18 protein-coding genes are annotated in these 15,652 nt (G+C 74.8%); 11 read left to right on the plus strand and 7 right to left on the minus strand.

The genetic code is table 11. The features are described from left to right. Nucleotides 1-13 precede the first annotated feature (13 nt). The 8 genes from ACFQ8T_RS17175 (at nt 14) to ACFQ8T_RS17210 (ending at nt 5,621) form a co-directional block, all read left to right on the plus strand. Nucleotides 14-532, plus strand: a complete 519-nt coding sequence (locus ACFQ8T_RS17175; protein ID WP_430547695.1) for a MaoC family dehydratase — start codon at nt 14-16, stop codon at nt 530-532. After that, nucleotides 529-1,473 carry an HpcH/HpaI aldolase/citrate lyase family protein gene (locus ACFQ8T_RS17180; RefSeq protein WP_430547696.1) on the plus strand — a complete coding sequence of 315 codons (945 nt, stop codon included), beginning with the start codon at nt 529-531 and terminating at the stop codon, nt 1,471-1,473. Before ACFQ8T_RS17175 ends, ACFQ8T_RS17180 begins: the two co-directional genes overlap by 4 nt. Continuing rightward, complete coding sequence (locus ACFQ8T_RS17185) at nt 1,470-2,228, plus strand: CoA transferase subunit A (protein ID WP_430547697.1); 759 nt, start codon at nt 1,470-1,472, stop codon at nt 2,226-2,228. Before ACFQ8T_RS17180 ends, ACFQ8T_RS17185 begins: the two co-directional genes overlap by 4 nt. Further along, nucleotides 2,225-2,941: a 3-oxoacid CoA-transferase subunit B gene (locus ACFQ8T_RS17190; RefSeq protein ID WP_430547698.1), complete on the plus strand. Its 717-nt coding sequence runs from the start codon at nt 2,225-2,227 to the stop codon at nt 2,939-2,941. The genes ACFQ8T_RS17185 and ACFQ8T_RS17190 overlap by 4 nt, the downstream gene beginning before the upstream one ends. Next, complete coding sequence (locus ACFQ8T_RS17195) at nt 2,938-4,113, plus strand: acetyl-CoA C-acyltransferase (protein ID WP_430547699.1); 1,176 nt, start codon at nt 2,938-2,940, stop codon at nt 4,111-4,113. Before ACFQ8T_RS17190 ends, ACFQ8T_RS17195 begins: the two co-directional genes overlap by 4 nt. Before the next feature lie 167 nt (nt 4,114-4,280). Further along, nucleotides 4,281-5,000: a ThuA domain-containing protein gene (locus tag ACFQ8T_RS17200; protein WP_430547700.1), complete on the plus strand. Its 720-nt coding sequence runs from the start codon at nt 4,281-4,283 to the stop codon at nt 4,998-5,000. Nucleotides 5,001-5,004: 4 nt separating this feature from the next. After that, entirely contained in the window at nt 5,005-5,202 is a 198-nt protein-coding gene (locus ACFQ8T_RS17205; protein WP_430547701.1) for a hypothetical protein, read from the plus strand. A 32-nt stretch (nt 5,203-5,234) separates the two neighbouring features. Beyond that, nucleotides 5,235-5,621 carry a VOC family protein gene (locus tag ACFQ8T_RS17210; RefSeq protein WP_430547702.1) on the plus strand — a complete coding sequence of 129 codons (387 nt, stop codon included), beginning with the start codon at nt 5,235-5,237 and terminating at the stop codon, nt 5,619-5,621. A gap of 39 nt (nt 5,622-5,660) precedes the next feature. Here the strand turns inward: ACFQ8T_RS17210 and ACFQ8T_RS17215 are convergent, their stop codons facing one another. From ACFQ8T_RS17215 to ACFQ8T_RS17225, 3 genes are read right to left on the minus strand one after another with little or no spacing between them, the layout of a single operon-like run. Continuing rightward, nucleotides 5,661-6,332, minus strand: coding sequence for an AIM24 family protein (locus ACFQ8T_RS17215; RefSeq protein ID WP_430547703.1), 672 nt, complete (start codon nt 6,330-6,332; stop codon nt 5,661-5,663). 16 nt (nt 6,333-6,348) lie between these two features. Continuing rightward, nucleotides 6,349-6,999 carry an NUDIX domain-containing protein gene (locus tag ACFQ8T_RS17220; RefSeq protein ID WP_430547704.1) on the minus strand — a complete coding sequence of 217 codons (651 nt, stop codon included), beginning with the start codon at nt 6,997-6,999 and terminating at the stop codon, nt 6,349-6,351. Then, on the minus strand, nt 6,996-7,373 hold the full coding sequence (locus ACFQ8T_RS17225; RefSeq protein ID WP_430547705.1) for a DUF4406 domain-containing protein: 378 nt from the start codon (nt 7,371-7,373) through the stop codon (nt 6,996-6,998). The genes ACFQ8T_RS17220 and ACFQ8T_RS17225 overlap by 4 nt, the downstream gene beginning before the upstream one ends. A gap of 51 nt (nt 7,374-7,424) precedes the next feature. On the opposite strand from ACFQ8T_RS17225, the gene ACFQ8T_RS17230 reads away from it, so the two are divergent. Next, nucleotides 7,425-8,183, plus strand: a complete 759-nt coding sequence (locus ACFQ8T_RS17230; RefSeq protein WP_430547706.1) for a DeoR/GlpR family DNA-binding transcription regulator — start codon at nt 7,425-7,427, stop codon at nt 8,181-8,183. Between the two features lie 112 nt (nt 8,184-8,295). On the opposite strand, the gene ACFQ8T_RS17235 is transcribed toward ACFQ8T_RS17230, so the two are convergent. Then, nucleotides 8,296-8,796, minus strand: coding sequence for a tRNA (cytidine(34)-2'-O)-methyltransferase (locus ACFQ8T_RS17235; RefSeq protein WP_430547707.1), 501 nt, complete (start codon nt 8,794-8,796; stop codon nt 8,296-8,298). Between the two features lie 92 nt (nt 8,797-8,888). On the opposite strand from ACFQ8T_RS17235, the gene ACFQ8T_RS17240 reads away from it, so the two are divergent. Together ACFQ8T_RS17240 and ACFQ8T_RS17245 are read left to right on the plus strand one after the other, a co-directional pair. Continuing rightward, complete coding sequence (locus ACFQ8T_RS17240) at nt 8,889-10,001, plus strand: alcohol dehydrogenase family protein (protein WP_430547708.1); 1,113 nt, start codon at nt 8,889-8,891, stop codon at nt 9,999-10,001. Continuing rightward, the gene (locus tag ACFQ8T_RS17245; RefSeq protein WP_430547709.1) at nt 9,988-11,055 is read left to right on the plus strand and encodes a proline racemase family protein; all 1,068 of its coding nucleotides are present in this window, start codon (nt 9,988-9,990) and stop codon (nt 11,053-11,055) included. Before ACFQ8T_RS17240 ends, ACFQ8T_RS17245 begins: the two co-directional genes overlap by 14 nt. Nucleotides 11,056-11,094: 39 nt before the next feature. On the opposite strand, the gene ACFQ8T_RS17250 is transcribed toward ACFQ8T_RS17245, so the two are convergent. The 3 genes from ACFQ8T_RS17250 to ACFQ8T_RS17260 all read right to left on the minus strand — a co-directional run bounded on the left by ACFQ8T_RS17250 (nt 11,095) and on the right by ACFQ8T_RS17260 (nt 15,612). Continuing rightward, nucleotides 11,095-11,928, minus strand: a complete 834-nt coding sequence (locus ACFQ8T_RS17250) for an alpha/beta fold hydrolase (protein ID WP_430547710.1) — start codon at nt 11,926-11,928, stop codon at nt 11,095-11,097. Then, nucleotides 11,928-12,755: an alpha/beta hydrolase gene (locus tag ACFQ8T_RS17255; RefSeq protein WP_430547711.1), complete on the minus strand. Its 828-nt coding sequence runs from the start codon at nt 12,753-12,755 to the stop codon at nt 11,928-11,930. The genes ACFQ8T_RS17250 and ACFQ8T_RS17255 overlap by 1 nt, the downstream gene beginning before the upstream one ends. A 61-nt stretch (nt 12,756-12,816) precedes the next feature. Beyond that, complete coding sequence (locus ACFQ8T_RS17260) at nt 12,817-15,612, minus strand: AAA family ATPase (RefSeq protein ID WP_430547712.1); 2,796 nt, start codon at nt 15,610-15,612, stop codon at nt 12,817-12,819. Nucleotides 15,613-15,652: the final 40 nt, after the last annotated feature.

Consider the following 15,652-nt stretch of genomic DNA (forward strand, 5'->3'; position numbering starts at 1 on the left):
GAGGGAGCACGTCATGCGTGACGAGGTGCAGCGCGGGCTGTACTACGACGAGCTGGAGCCGGACGTGCGGTACGTGCACCGGCCGGGCCGGACGATGACGGAGGCGGACGACGTGCTGTTCACGTCCGTCACGATGAACCCGCAGGGGCTGCACCTGGACGCGGCGTGGGCGGCGACGCAGCCGTTCGGCCGCCCCCTGGTGAACTCGATGCTCACGCTGGCCACGCTGGTGGGGCTGTCGGTCGCGCACCTGACGCGCGGCACCCTCGTGGCGAACCTCGGCTTCACGGAGGTGGCGTTCCCGCACCCGATGTTCCACGGCGACACGCTGTACGGGGAGACGACGGTCGTCGACCGGCGGCTGTCGCGCTCGCGCCCCGGCACGGGCGTCGTGACCGTCGAGCACGTGGGCCGCAACCAGGACGGCGAGGTCGTGGCGAAGGCGGGGCGGACGATGCTGATGTGGACGCGCGAGGGCCACGAGGAGCACGAGCACAGGAACGCCAGCGAGCACGGCGGGGGCGTGCTGTGAACCCCGCCCCGTTCACGCTCGGCCCGGCGCTCCTGTTCTGCCCGGCCGACCGGCCCGACCGGTTCGCCAAGGCCCTGGACCGCGCCGACGCGGCGATCCTCGATCTCGAGGACGCCGTCGCGCCCGGGCGCAAGGAGGCGGCCCGCGCCGCGCTGGTGGACACGGTGCTGGACCCGGAACGGGTGATCGTGCGCGTCAACGCGGTCGGCACCCCGGAGCACGACGCCGACCTCGCCGCCCTGGCCCGCACGCCGTACCGCACGGTGATGCTGCCGAAGGCGGATGGCCGGTTCGTCGGCCCGCTGCTCGCGCCGGACGGCGGCCCGTACGCCGTCGTCGCGCTGTGCGAGACGGCGGCGGGCGTGCTCGCCGCGCCCGCCCTGGCCGCACGGCCCGACGTCGTCGCGCTCGCGTGGGGCGCCGAGGACCTGGTGGCGTCGCTGCACGGCACCTCCAGCCGGTTCGTCGACGGCGGCTACCGCGACGTCGCGCGGCACGCGCGGTCGGCGGTGCTGCTCGCGGCCGGCGCGGCGGGTAAGGCCGCGATCGACGCCGTGCACCTCGAGCTCGACGACCTCGCGGGCCTGCGGGCCGAGGCACAGGACGCCGCGGCCAGCGGGTTCGTCGCGTCGCTGTGCGTGCATCCGAGCCACGTCGCCGTCGTGCGCGCCGCGTTCGCGCCGTCCGACGCCGAGGTGGAGCGGGCGCGCGAGGTGCTCGCCGCGGCGTCCGGCCGGGCGGAGGCGCTCGCGGACCTGCCCGCCGGCAGGGCCGTCGACTCCGGCGTGCTCACCGTCGGTGGCCAGATGGTCGACGCGCCGCTGCTGCGGCACGCCGAGGCCGTGCTGCGCCGGTCCGAGCAGGCGGAGCAGAGCGCGGAAGTCACTCCCGACGGCCCCGCCGTCGGACGTACGGTCGAGGAGAACGGGGGACGACGATGACGGTGTCGAGGACGGTGGACCGGCTGCAGCCCAGCGCCGTGGCCGCGCTGGACGGCCTGCTGCACGACGGCATGACCATCGCCGTCGGCGGGTTCGGCCTGAGCGGCAACCCGAACGACCTCATCGAGGCGGTGCGCGACTCCGGGGTGAAGGACCTGACGGTCGTGTCGAACAACATGGGCGTGGACGGCAAGGGGCTCGGCATCCTGCTGGAGAACGACCAGGTGCGGCGGGTGCTGTCGTCGTACGTGGGGGAGAACAAGCTGTTCGCGCAGCAGTACCTGGACGGCGCGCTCGAGGTGGAGTTCGTGCCGCAGGGCACGCTCGCCGAGCGGCTGCGCGCGGGAGGCGCGGGCATCCCTGCGTTCTACACGCCCACCGGGGTCGGCACGCCCGTCGCCGAGGGCAAGCCGGTCGACGAGATCGACGGACGGCGGTACGTGCTGGAGCGCGCCATCGTGGCGGACCTGTCCCTGGTGCACGCGCGCCGCGCGGACCGGTTCGGCAACCTCGTCTACCGGTACACGGCGCGGAACTTCAACCCGGTCATCGCCACGGCCGGGCGGGTCACCGTGGTCGAGGCGGAGGAGATCACCGACGAGCCGATCGACCCGGACGTCGTCGTGACGCCGGGCATCTACACGCACCGCCTGGTGCTCGCTCGCGAGCGGGTCAAGGACATCGAGCAGCGCACGGTGCGCCCCGCACCGGTGAGCAGCGTGGGCGACACGACGACGGCGGGAGGTGCGGCATGACCTGGACGCGCGACGAGATGGCCGCCGTGGCTGCCGCCGAGCTGCAGGACGGCGACTACGTCAACCTCGGCATCGGCATCCCGACGCTGGTGGCGAACCACCTGCCGCCCGGCGTGGGGATCACGCTGCAGAGCGAGAACGGGCTGCTCGGCATCGGGCCGTTCCCGGTCGAGGGCACCGAGGACGCGGACCTCATCAACGCGGGCAAGCAGACGGTCACCGCGGTCGCCGGCGCGAGCTTCTTCGACGCCGCCGACTCGTTCGCCATGATCCGCGGCGGCCACATCGACATCGCGATCCTCGGCGCGCTGCAGGTGTCCGCGACCGGCGACCTGGCGAGCTGGACCGTGCCCGGCAAGCTCGTCAAGGGCATGGGCGGCGCGATGGACCTCGTCGTGGGGGCGCGGCGCATCGTCGCGCTCATGGACCACGTGGCCCGCGACGGGTCGCCCAAGCTGCGCCGGCGCTGCACGCTGCCGCTCACGGGGGAGGGCGTCGTCGACCGGATCGTCACCGACCGCGCCGTCCTGGACGTCACCGACCACGGCCTCGAGGCCGCGTTCGTGCTGCGGCGGCTGGCGCCGGGCGTGACCGTCGACGAGGTGCGCGAGGCGACCGAGGCGGAGCTGGTCGTGGATTTGGAGGAGGATCCGGAAGACGACGCCGGGACGGGCGACGGCTCGGCCGCGGCGGTGGAGGAGGGACGACGATGACCGTGATCGTGGGGTACCGGCGGACGCCGTTCGTGCGTTCGAACGGGGCGTTCGCGTCCGTGCCGGCGACGACGCTCGGCGCGCACGCGCTGGCTGCGGCGCTCGCGGCGGCGGGCGTGGAGCCGGGGGAGGTGGACGTCGTCGTCGGCGGGCAGGTGCTGCAGGGCGGCGCCGGTCAGAACCCGGCCCGGCAGGCGGGCGTCGGCGCGGGAGTGCCGATGACCGTGCCGGCCGTGACGCTCAACGCCGTCTGCCTGTCCGGGGCGGAGGCGGTGGTGCAGGCGCACCGGCTGATCTCGGGCGGCGAGGCGAAGGTCGTCGCGGTGGTCGGGATGGAGTCGATGACCTTGGCGCCGCACGCGTGGGTCGGCTCGCGCGCCGGGAAGAAGTTCGGTCCGGTCGAGCTGATCGACACGATGGCGCACGACGGGCTCACCGATGCGTTCGAGCACGACTCGATGGGGCTGAGCACCGAGCGGCACGGCGAGGCGATGGCCGCCGCGGCCTGGAACACGCGCGAGGCGCAGGACGCGCTGGCGGTCGCGTCGCACACGCGGGCCGCCAAGGCGGCGGACCTGCTGGCCGAGGAGATCGCGCCCTACGACGTCCCCGGCCGCCGCGGCACCGTGCGGGTGGAGGCCGACGACGGCGTGCGCCCGGACTCCACGCTCGACGGACTGGGCCGGCTGCGGCCGGCGTTCCGCGAGGGCGGCACCATCACGGCCGGCAACGCGTCGCAGATCTCCGACGGCGCGGCGGCCCTGGTGCTCGCGGCGGACGACGTGGCGGCGGCACGCGGGCTGTCCGGCGTCCGCGTGCGCTCCCACGCGCTCGTCGCGGGGCCCGACGTCGGTCTGCACGCGCAGCCGGCGAACGCGATCGCCGCCGCCTGCGAGCGGGCGGGCCTGTCCCCGCGCGACCTCGGCGCCCTGGAGATCAACGAGGCGTTCGCGGCGGTCGTGCTCGCGTCGGTCGACATGCTCGGCCTCGACCCCGAGCTGGTGAACGCGCACGGGGGCGCCATCGCGCTGGGCCACCCCATCGGGGCGTCCGGCGCGCGCGTCGTGGGGCACCTCGCCCGGCGGCTGGAGCTGCTCGGGCCGGGGTCCGTGGGCGCCGCCGCGCTGTGCGGGGGCGGGGGCCAGGGGTCGGCGGTGCTGCTGGAGGCGTGACGGCGCCGTCTCCGCGTCGCGGCGGCAGTTCGCGCTCACGTCGGCAGTTCGAACTGCCGCGCTGAGTCCGAACTGCCGCCGCGAACGTCAGGGCATCGCGGTGCGGCGCGATCGTTCCTGGTCGCTCGGTGGCCCGGACCCGGGGCGGCCGGGCAGGATGGTGCGTCGTGACGACGACGCGCGACTCCCGACCTCCCCGCATCCTGATCCTCGCCGGCCGCGGCCGCCACGAGGACCCCTGGCACGACCACGCGGCGACGTCGCACCGGCTGGCGCTGGTGCTCTCGGGCCTGGACCTGACGACCGGCGCCCCGGAGGTCGTCGTGCGCTCGACGTTCCCCGACGGCCTCGACGACCTGGACGACGTCGACCTGCTCGTCGTCAACGCGGGCACGCCGTGGCCGGGGCTGCGGGAGGCGGGCATCGGCCCTGACGACGCGGCCTGGGCGCCGTTCCACGCACGCCTCGACGCGTGGGCGCGTGCCGGCGGACGGATCCTCGCGGTGCACCAGGCGGCGAACGCGTTCGGCGACCACGCGGAGTGGGAGGAGGTGCTCGGCGGCCGGTGGGTACCGGGGGAGTCGATGCACCCGCCGCTGGGCCCCACCACGGTGCCGCTGGCGGTGGGGGCGCACCCGATCACGGAGGGGCTCGGGGCCGTGGACGTGGTCGACGAGCGGTACTGCCACCTGCGCGTGGCGCCGTCGTCGCAGGTGCTGGGCTGGGTGGTCGGCGACGACGGGGAGCGGCACCCCGCCGTCTGGGTCGCCGACGCGCACGGCGGCCGCACCGTGTACTCCGGGCTGGGGCACGACGTCCGCGCCTACGACTCGCCGTCCCACGCCGAGCTCCTGCGCCGCGCGGCCTCCTGGCTGCTGGAGGGCTGACGGGGTGCGAGTCTTCCTCATCGCCGCGCTGTTCGTGACCCTCGCGGGCGCGTCGGTCTACGTGATCGAGGCGCTCGCGCCCGACCTCTCTCCGTTCGGCCGGTTCCTGGTCAACGTGCCGATCTTCATGGGCGGCGGGTGGGCCGTCCGGGCTGCCGCGGAGCGCCGTCGTCGAGAGCGCGCACGCGACCGGATATCTTGACGTCGAGATACTTCCTGCGACGAGGAGACGACATGCGGCTGCATCACGTGCAGGTGGCCTGCCCGCCGGGCGGCGAGGACGCCGCCCGCGCCTTCTACGGCACCGGGCTCGGCCTGACCGAGGTGGCGAAGCCCCCGGAGCTGGCGGGACGCGGCGGCTGCTGGTTCCGGGGGTTCGACGGCGACGGTACCGTCGCCGCCGAGATCCACGTCGGCGTGGAGGACCCGTTCGCCCCGGCACGCAAGGCGCACCCGGCCCTCGTGGTCGACGACGTCGCCGTCCTCGACGCGACCGCGGACCGGCTGGAGGCCGCGGGCTTCGCCGTCGACCGCTCCGAGCGCGGGACGTTCGCGGGGTACCTGAGGTTCCACACGCGGGACGGCGCGGGCAACCGCGTCGAGGTGCTCGCCCCTGCCTGAGGGGCTGAGCGGCCGCGGGCGGCCGCGCCCGGACCGGCGTCAGCTCTGGTTCGGCAGCGGGTGGCCCTCCGACGCCTGCACGACGACGATCCCCTGCCCGGTGAGGCCGAGCTGGTACGCCTCGCCCGACCCGCGGCCGATGGCGGCGCCGAGCTTCGCCGTCTTGCGCACGGTGCTGGTGAGGGTCGTGGACCAGAGCACCACGCTCTGCATGTCGACGTAGGTGGGCTCGTCGACCTCGAGCACCACGGGCGTGCCGTAGGCGGTGACGGCGAGCGCGCCGGAGCCGGTGAACGTGGTGTTGAACAGCCCGCCGCTGAGCACCGACGCGCCCTGCACGCGGTTGATGTCCCAGGTCAGCGAGCTCTCGAACGCGAGGATGTTGCTGCCCGAGACGGTGACGCTCTCGTTCTCCAGGTACAGCACGAACACCTCGTCGGCGTCCTGGGCGAGGAACACGTCGCCGCTCCCGGCGACCTTCATCAGCGACATGCCCTCGCCGGTGAACGCCTTCTTGAAGAGCTTGGTCATGCCGCCCGCGCCCTCGTAGGCGAAGTCGACGTCGCCCTGGTAGGCGACCATCGACCCCTGCTTGGCGTAGAAGAACCCGCCGGAGCCGGCGAGGTCGACCTTGAGCATCCGGGGGTTGACGAGCTGGAAGCTGCCGGGCTCGCCCTGCGGCTCGGTGTGGTGGAAGAGGCTGCTGCGCATGGTGGACATCCTGTCGTCACCCCCGCAGTGCCCACCACTGGAGCAGCATGATGGTCTTGCCGTCGACGATGCGGCCGTCGCGGACCATGGCCAGGGCGTCGTCGCGGTGGAGCTCGACGGCCTCGATGTCCTCGCCCTCGTGGGCGACGCCGCCGCCGGGCCCGACACGGTCGCCCGGGGTGTAGGAGGCGGCGTAGAAGTGGACCTTCTCGGTGACCGACCCGGGGCTCATGTACGCGGTGAAGACGTGCGCGACCGGGCCGACGGCGACGCCGAGCTCCTCGGCGACCTCGCGGCGGATCGCGGTCTCGGGGTCGTCGTCGTCGAGCAGGCCCGCGGCCGTCTCGATCAGCATGCCGTCCGGGTGGTCGTTGACGTACGCCGGGAACCGGAACTGGCGGGTGAGCAGCACGGTGGACCGCGCGTCGTCGTGCAGGAGGATCGTGGCGCCGTCCCCGCGGTCGTAGGTTTCCCGCTCGAGGGTGTGCCAGTTCCCGTCGCGCCGGCGATGGTCGAACGTCGTGCGGCGCAGCACGTGCCAGCCCCGGGAGGTGAGCTCGACGTCGCGCACGACGACGTCCGGGTTGCGGCGCAGGTCCCGTCCGGCCCGGTCGAGGCCCGTCCGGCCGCGGTGGTCGGGGACGTCGACGCCGGGGAGGCCGCTCACCGGTCGGCGTCCGCGAGGCGCGGCACGTCGGCGACGTCGTAGTAGACGGGGAGGCCCCGGCTCTCGGCGATCGCGACGTCCTGGTCGGCCCCGGTCGACTCGCCGGGGAGCCGGAGCACGGCGTCGCAGTGCTGCAGCAGCCGCTGCGCCGTCGGGTAGAGCACGTCGTCCGCGAGGTCGTCGTCCAGCGTGGCGCCGGCCGAGCGCAGCACCGGCAGCGCCACCCACTCGCCGATCATGGGGACGTGCCCGGCGGCGAAGAGGGGCCAGGCGGCCTCCTCGAGCCGGCGCAGGTTGGCCTCCATCGCGGCGGGGTCGCCGTCGGTGCCGGAGCGGTAGGGGCCGGCGACGAGGATGAGCAGTGGTCGGGTCATACCCGTAGACTAGACACAAACATGCAGCACTACGAAGAAACGAGAAACGCCATGTTGGCTGCCGAGAGGCGTGACCACCTCCTCGAGACCCTCCGTCGCGACGGCAAGGTCGTGGCCAAGACGGTCGCGGCGGAGCTCGGCCTGTCGGAGGACAGCATCCGGCGCGACCTGCGCGAACTGGCGGCCGAGGGACTGTGCCAGCGCGTCTACGGAGGCGCGCTGCCGGTCTCCCCGGCGGTCGTCGACTACGCCGGCCGGCAGCAGGTCTCGGTGGCGGGCAAGGAGCTCGTCGCCGCGGCGGCGGTGCGGCTGATCGACCCGGGGAGCACGGTGATCCTCGACGGCGGGACGACGGCGCTCGCGGTGGCACGGGCGCTCCCGCCGGACCTGGAGTGCACCGTGGTCACGCACAGCCCGACCGTGGCGACGGCGCTGGTCGCGCACCCTGTGGCCGAGGTCTTCGTCCTCGGCGGCCGGCTCTTCAAGCACTCCGCGGTGGCGAGCGGAGCGGCCGCGGTCGAGGCTGCGCAGCGGGTCTCCGCCGACGTCTTCCTCCTCGGGGTCACCGGCATCCACCCCGACGCCGGGCTCACCACCGGCGACCCGGACGAGGCCGCCATGAAGCGGGCGCTGGCCGGCCGCGCCGCGGAGACGTTCGTGCTGGGCTCGTCGGAGAAGATCGGCGCCGCGTCCCCGTTCGAGGTGATCGGTTTCGACGCCGTCGCGGGTGTCGTCACGGACGCCGACCCGGGCTCCGACGTCATGGCCCGCTTGGGCGAGCTCGTGCGCGTCGTCGGGGCGGACGCATGACCGAGCCGGGCAAGAACGTGCACGACCGTGCGCGGCCACGTGAGCAGGGCGGCCCGGGGATTCCTGGACGTCCTGGCCGGGTGACGGCGCGCCACGCCCCGCCGCCTCGTGCTCAGACGGCGCCCGGGAACCCGGCCTGCCGCCACGCCTCGTAGACGACGATGGACGCGGCGTTGGTGAGGTTGAGCGAGCGCCGGCCGGGCAGCATGGGGATCTTCACGCGGTCGGTGACGCGCGGGTGGTCCATCGCCTCGGCGGGCAGGCCGGTCGGCTCGGGGCCGAAGAGCAGGACGTCGCCGGGGCGGTAGTCGACGTCCGTGTAGGTGGTGTCGGCGTGCGCGGTGAAGGCGAAGACGCGCGCTTCGGGCAGGGCGTCGAGCGCGGCGTCGAACGTCGGGTGCACGTCCATGACGGCGAGGTCGTGGTAGTCCAGCCCGGCGCGCTTGAGCTTCGCCTCGGACAGGTCGAAGCCCAGCGGCTCCACGAGGTGCAGCCGCGCTCCGGTGACGGCGGCGAGGCGGATGGCGGAGCCCGTGTTCCCCGGAATCCGGGGCTCGTAGTACACGACGTGGGCGAACGGGGACGCGGGCACGGGCGGGAGCTGGTCGGGCACGGGCCCGATTCTCCCACCGGCCGTGCGCGGGGCCGGACGTCGTGCCGCGGCACCCGATGACGGGAGGCCCCTCCCGCCCCTAGGCTCCCTTGATGGCGGAGATTCCGGCGGTGATGAAGGCGGTCCAGCTCGTCGGCCACGGGGGCCTCGGCCGGCTGGTGTACCGCGAGGACGTGCCCACGCCCGCGCCCGCCGCGGGCGAGGTCCTGATCGACGTGCACGCGTGCGGCATGAACAACACGGACGTGTGGGTCCGCGAGGGCGCGTACGGCACGGAGACGGACCCGGGCTCCGTCTCGACGTGGAGACGCGGCAGATCCACGCTCACCTTCCCCCGGATCCAGGGCGCGGACACCGTCGGCGTGATCGCCGCCGTCGGCGACGGCGTGCCCGCCGGCCGGGTCGGGGAGCGCGTCGTCGTGGACTTCAGCATCTACCACCGGCCCGAGGGCGACGACAGCCTGGCGGACATCGACTACATCGGTCACGGCCGCGACGGCGGGTACGCCGAGTACATGACCGCCCCCGCCGAGAACGCCTACGAGATCACGACCGACATCGCCGACGCCGAGCTCGCGACGTTCTGCTGCGCCTACCTCACCGCGGAGCAGATGCTCGACCGGGCGCGGCTGGCCGCGGGGGAGCGGGTGCTCGTGACGGGGGCGTCCGGCGGCGTGGGGTCGGCGATCGTGCAGCTGGCCCGCGTGCGCGGTGCCGTCCCGTACGCCGTGACGAGCGCCGGCAAGGAGGAGGCGCTGCGGCAGATCGGGGCACAGGACGTCGTGCTGCGCGACGCCGGCGACCTCGTCGCCGAGGTGGGGCGGGTGGTGGACGGTCCGGTCGACGTCGTCGCCGACCTGGTGGCCGGGCCCATGTTCAACGACCTGCTGCGCATCCTGCGGCCCGAGGGGAGGTACACGACGGCGGGCGCGATCGGCGGCCCGGTCGTGCAGCTCGACCTGCGCACCATGTACCTCAAGCAGCTCGAGCTGCACGGGTCGTCGCAGGGCACGCGCACCGCCTTCCGGCGGCTGGTGCGCTACATCTCCGACGGCGAGATCCGTCCGCTCCTGGACCGCACGTTCCGGCTCTCCGACCTGCACGACGCGCAGCGCGCGTTCCTGGCGAAGTCCTACGTCGGCAAGCTCGTCGTCGTGCCGGACCGGCACTGGGACGGCGTGGGGGCACGGTATGCGCAGCCGTGAGCGCACCATCGAGCTGATCGACGCGCAGTCCGGCGGCGACGTCAGCCGGGTCGTCATGTCCGGCGTCGAGCCGCTGCCCGGGCGGACCGTGCTGGAGAAGGCGCGCTACCTGGAGCAGCAGGGCGACGGGCTGCGCCGCCTGCTGCTGTCGGAGCCGTACGGCGACCCGGCCATGTCGGTCGACCTGATCGTCGAGCCCAGCGACCCGCGGGCGCAAGCCGGCTACGTGATCATGGAGGCGATGGGGTACCCGTTGTACTCGGGCTCCAACACGATCTGCACGGCCACCGCCCTGCTGCAGAGCGGGGCCATCCCGCTGCGCGACGGCGACGGGCTGCAGGACGTGACGCTGGAGTCCCCGGCGGGCCTGGCACGGGTGAGCGCCCGGGTGATCGACGGGCGGGTCGTGTCCATCACCACCGAGGGCGAGCCGGCGTACGTGGCCGACGAGGCGTTGAGCGTCGAGGTGCCGTACCACGGCGACGTGCTGTTCGACCTCGTGTGGAGCGGCGCGTACTACGCCCTGGTCGACGCGTCCCGCTACGGGTTCGACATCGGCCCGACGGAGCAGGTGGCGCTCACCGCGTTCGGGGACGCCTTCGTCCGCGCGGCCCGACCCGGCCTGCGCCAGGAGCACCCCGACCTGGGCGACGTCGGGCCGCTGCCGTTCGCGCACTTCATGGGGCCGCTGCGCCAGGTCGGCGACGGCCGCTGGGAGTCCCCGTCCGCCACGTACGTGCACCCTGGCGTGCTCTGCCGGAGCCCCACCGGCACCGGTACGTCGGCGCGGCTCGCGCTCATGGCGCAGCGCGGGGAGATCCGCGACGGCGAGTCGCTGGAGACGGTCTCGCCGCGCGGCAGCCGGTTCGTGGGCACCGTGCTGGAGCGCACCCGCGTGGGCGACTACCCGGCGCTGCGCTCCGCCGTCACCGGCGCGGCCCGCGTGATGGCGCGCTCGCAGATCACGGTCGACCTCGACGACCCGCTCGTGGACGCCTCGGACCTCGAGCCGCTGCTCACGCCGCCCGCCGACCGGCCCGGTGACGCCGGGTGACCCTCCGGCCACGAGGGGCGCCGGAGGGTCACCGTCGCGTCACGCCTGGACGAACGCCACGAGGTCCTTGGTGAACTCGTCCTCGTACGCCCCGACGATGCCGTGCGGTGCGCCCGGGTAGACCTTGAGCGTCGCGTCGGCGAGGATCTCGGCCGACCGCACGGCCGCCGCCTTGATCGGCACGATCTGGTCGTCGTCGCCGTGCGCCACGAAGACCGGGACGTCGATCGCGCGCAGGTCGTCGGTGTAGTCGACCTCCGAGAACTGCGCGATGCAGTCGTACGCGGGCTTCAGGCCGGCCTGCATCGAGAGCCGCCAGAACTGCTCGATCGCGCCCTGGGAGACGTTCGCCCCCTCGCGGTTCGCGCCGAAGAACGGGACGGCGAGCTCGCGGTAGTACTGCGAGCGGTCGGTCCGCACGCCCTCCCGGATGCCGTCGAACACCGCGATCGGGGTGCCGTCCGGGTTCTCCGGCGTCTGCACCATCAGCGGGGGCACGGCGCCGACGAGGACCGCCTTGCGCACGCGGGCCGAGCCGTGGCGCGCCAGGTAGTGGGCCACCTCCCCGCCGCCGGTCGAGTGACCCACGAGCACGACGTCCGTCAGGTCGAGCTGGTCCAGCAGCGCGGCGAGGTCGTCCGCGTAGTGGTCCATGTCGTTGCCGTCGCCCGTCTGCGTGGAGCGACCGTGACCGCGTCGGTCGTGCGCGACGGCGCGGAAGCCGGCGTCGGCGACCGCCATCATCTGGCGGTCCCAGGCGTCAGCGTTGAGCGGCCACCCGTGCGAGAACACGACCGGGGTGCCGGTGCCCCAGTCCTTGTAGAAGATCTCGACGGGACCGGACGAGCTGTCGGAAGTGGTGATGAAAGGCATCACAGCCCCTTTTCCTTGAGCCACGCGAGCGCGGCGTCCGCGACCTCGGCCCAGCCGTGGTCGATGGTGAGCGAGTGTCCCCGGTCGGGGAACTCGACGAGGTCGGTGACGGCGCCGGAGTGCTTCCGGTGGATCCTCGCGGAGGTGCGCGTCAGGGACGCGGGCGCCGTGTGATCCATGCCGCCACCGATGAACAGGAGCGGACCGCGGTCCGCGTCGCGGGTGTCGACCCGCGCGGGAGATCCCGGCAGCAGGTTCGCCGCCGCGTCCTCGAACAGAGGTCTGCCGGGAGAGGGGATCGTCCACTGGTCGTAGAGCGCAGCGGCCTCGTCGTCCGAGAGCTCGTTGGCGAAGCCGTACCGGAACTCCTCCGGGGTCAGCGCGACGGTGCCCCGGAAGCTGGCGGGGGTCGTCAGCGCGACGGCGGCCACCCGCAGCGAGCTCGGCGGAAGGAGGATGTTCCCGCGCAGGGGTGCCGGGTCGATCGCGACCGCCGCGGCCACCCGGTCCTCGGTGAGCAGGCGCTGGGCGACGAGTCCGCCGAACGAGTGCCCGACGACGACGGGCCGAGGGTCGAGACCGTCGACGTACAGGCCGTCGAGGACGTCGGCGTAGTGCGCCACGACGTCGTCGATGCCCACGCCGCCCGCGAGCTCGGGGTGCTCCCTCGCCTCCGCCACGGTGGCGGGGGCGCCGGGCCACCCCGGGTTGTGCGGGTCGTACCCGGCCTCCGCGAAGCGGTCCATCCACGGCGTCCACGAGTCGGCGTGGAGCCACAGGCCGTGGACGAAGACCACGGCACGGCGGGACGCGCTGAACTCGGTCATGGTGTGTCTCCCAGGGGTCGGAGACCTCACCCTCACCCGCGGGGGTGGCCGGCCGCTTCTGTCAGATGACTGGTCCCGCTCCGGGGACTCCGGCGTCGACCAGGTCGCGCAGCTGGCCGCGCGACGTCACGCCGAGGAGCGGGAACACCCGGTAGAGGTGGAACCCGACCGTCCGCGGGGACAGGAAGAGCCGCTCCGCGATCTCCCGGTTGCTGCGTCCCTCGGCCGCCAGCCGCACGATGCGGCGCTGCTGCGGCGTGAGCTGCGCGAGGGCGTCGGGCGTGCGCTCCGCCACCGCGACCCCGGCGGCGCGGAGCTCGGCGCTCGCCCGGTCCGCGAACGAGGCGGCGCCGATCCGCAGGAAGGTCTCGCGTGCGGCGCTGAGCTCGGTCCGTGCCTCGCTCACGCGCTGCAGGCGCCGCAGCCGCTCGCCGAGGTCGAGCCGGACGAGGGCACGCTCGAACGGCCAGGTGGCGCCGGCAGGGTCGGCCAGCGCGGCGCGGTACTCGCCCACCGCGTCGTCGGGGGAGGCCAGCAGGGCGCGGGCGTGGTGCAGCAGGGCCGCCACCCGCGGCCCCGGGGCGCCGCCGACGTGTGCCGTGACGGCGGAGAGCACCTGGGCCGCGTCCGCGAGCCGCTCGGGCCGGTCCGCGCGAGCGGCGGCGGAGGCGAGCAGCGCGATCCCGTGCACCGAGGCGTGCCGGTGGGTGGGCCGCCCGTCGGGGGCGAAGGTCCGGCGGAGGGCGTCGTAGGCGGCCTCGGGCTCGCCGGCGACCAGGGAGGCAAGACCGAGCGCCTGTCGCGCACGCACCTCCACGGACCGGGTCGCCCCCGGCCCCACGTCGGCGAGCGCGTGCTGCGCGAGGTCCCGGGCCTCCTCCGTCCTGCCCCGGCCGGCGGCGAGCAGGGCGGCCGTCTCGACCGCGGCCGCCCGCACGACCGGCATCCCCGTCGCCTCCGCGACGCGCACCGCGTCCTCGACGTGCCCCTGGGCGTCGTCCCACCTGCCGAGCTCGTGCAGCGCAGCGGCGAGGGTCGCCGTGACGAGGGCGTTGGCCCCCTGCGTGGGACCGTGGGAGAACAGCTCCAGCAGCTCGCCGAGCAGCCGCGCGGCCAGCCCGGTCTCGTCGAGCATCCACGCCGCCCCGCCGAGCACGTTGAGCTCGCTGATGCCGGGGTGCGTGGCCGCCCGGACCGCGCCGTCCAGCGTGGCGCGCGAGGCCGGGGCGAACGGCGCGGCCGCGGCCCGCACCCACGCGGTCACCGGGACGGTGTCGGCCGGGTGCAGCGCCTCGAGGCAGCGCGCGACGTCGTCGATCAGCTCGTCGTCGCCGGAGTAGTAGGCCGTCACGGCGGCGGGGGCCAGCGCGGCGAGGGCCAGCGGGGGATCGGCCGCCCCCGCCCGGCGCGCGACCCTCGTCAGGCGTTCGACCGCGGCGCGGTGGCGGGGTGTCGAGGCAGCCGCCCATCCCCCGTAGAGGTCGGCCTCCCAGCGCGTGTGCTCGTCGTCGGTGACCTCGAGGGCACGGGCGGCCAGGCGCTCCACCCAGGCCGTGCGGCCCGTGTACATGGCGGCCGGCGCCGCGAGCACGAAGCGGCGCGCCGCCTCGTCCGGGTCTGCCGAGAGCTCGCCCGCGCGCTCGAGCGCGCGGGCGCTCGCGGCCCAGCCCCCTCGGTCGCGGGCCCGGTCGGCCGTGGCCTCGAGCTCGGTCGCCACGGCGGTGTCGGGGCCGACGGCGGCTGCCGCGCGGTGCCAGGCGCGCCGGTCGAGGTCGTCGACGGCCTCGGCCAGGGCCAGGTGTGCGCCGCGCCGTTCCGCGAAGGGCGCAGCGTGGTAGACCGCGGCGCGTGCCAGCGGGTGGCGGAACCGGAAGCGGGGCCCGTCCAGGTGGACGAGGCCCGCGGTCTCGGCCGGTGCCCACGCGACCAGCGGATCATCGTCCGGCACCTCACCGGCGGCGGCGAGGACGGGCGCGAGGTCGTCGCCGTCGGCCGCCGCGGCGAGGAGCAGCAGCCAGCGCGTCGGCGCGGGCAGCGCGGGGAGTCGGGAGGCGAACGCCCGCTCGATCCGCTCGTTCACCGGCCAGGGGCCGTCGGGCGGCGCGGGCGAGGGCACCGCGGCATCCGCGCGGGACAGCTCGACGAGCGCCAGGGGGTTGCCGGCCGCGTGCTGGATGAGGTCGTGCCGCACGGCCGCGGCGGGAGGGACCGGCTGCAGGTCGAGGACCCGGGCGGCGTCACTGGGGTCGAGGCTGGACAGCGTGATCGTCGGGAGGGGCTCGGGTGCCTCCGGCCGAGTGGAGAGGAGGAGAGACGTCCCTGCGGACGCGTCGGCCAGCCGCCGGGCGCAGAAGAGCAGGACGTCGCGGGAGGCGTCGTCCGCCCAGTGCAGGTCGTCGACGACGGCGAGGGTGCCGCTGTCGCCGGAGCCGTCGCTCGTGGAGGGCCCCACGTCGCCCAGGAGCGTGAGCGCCCCCGCCGCCAGGTGCAGCCGGTCCGGGACGGCCGTGGCCTCGTGCAGACCGAGGGCTGCCCCGAGCGCGCGCGCCTGCGGTGCCGGCAGGCGGTCGAGGCGGTCGAGACGCGGCAGCAGGAGCTGGTGCAGCGCGGCGAACGGCAGCTCGCGCTCGCCGCGCGCGCACCGCGCCGTGAGGACGTGCCGTCCCGCCCGGCGGGCGAGCTCGCGACCGTGCTCCAGCAGCGTCGTCTTGCCCAGTCCCGGCTCCCCGACGAGGAGCAGCACGCCGCCTGAACCCGGGGCGGCGAGGCGTTCGACGCGGGCGAGCTCGGCGTCGCGGCCCAGGATCGGGACGGGTCCGCGGGCGCTCTCGGCCCTCTGTCGCGCTGCGCTCTCCACGGGAGAATCTGACCACGCCGGCCGCGGACACGGCGCCGCG

The sequence above is a fragment of the Isoptericola sp. NPDC056618 genome (genome assembly GCF_042792715.1).
Lineage (GTDB): Bacteria > Actinomycetota > Actinomycetes > Actinomycetales > Cellulomonadaceae > Isoptericola > Isoptericola nanjingensis.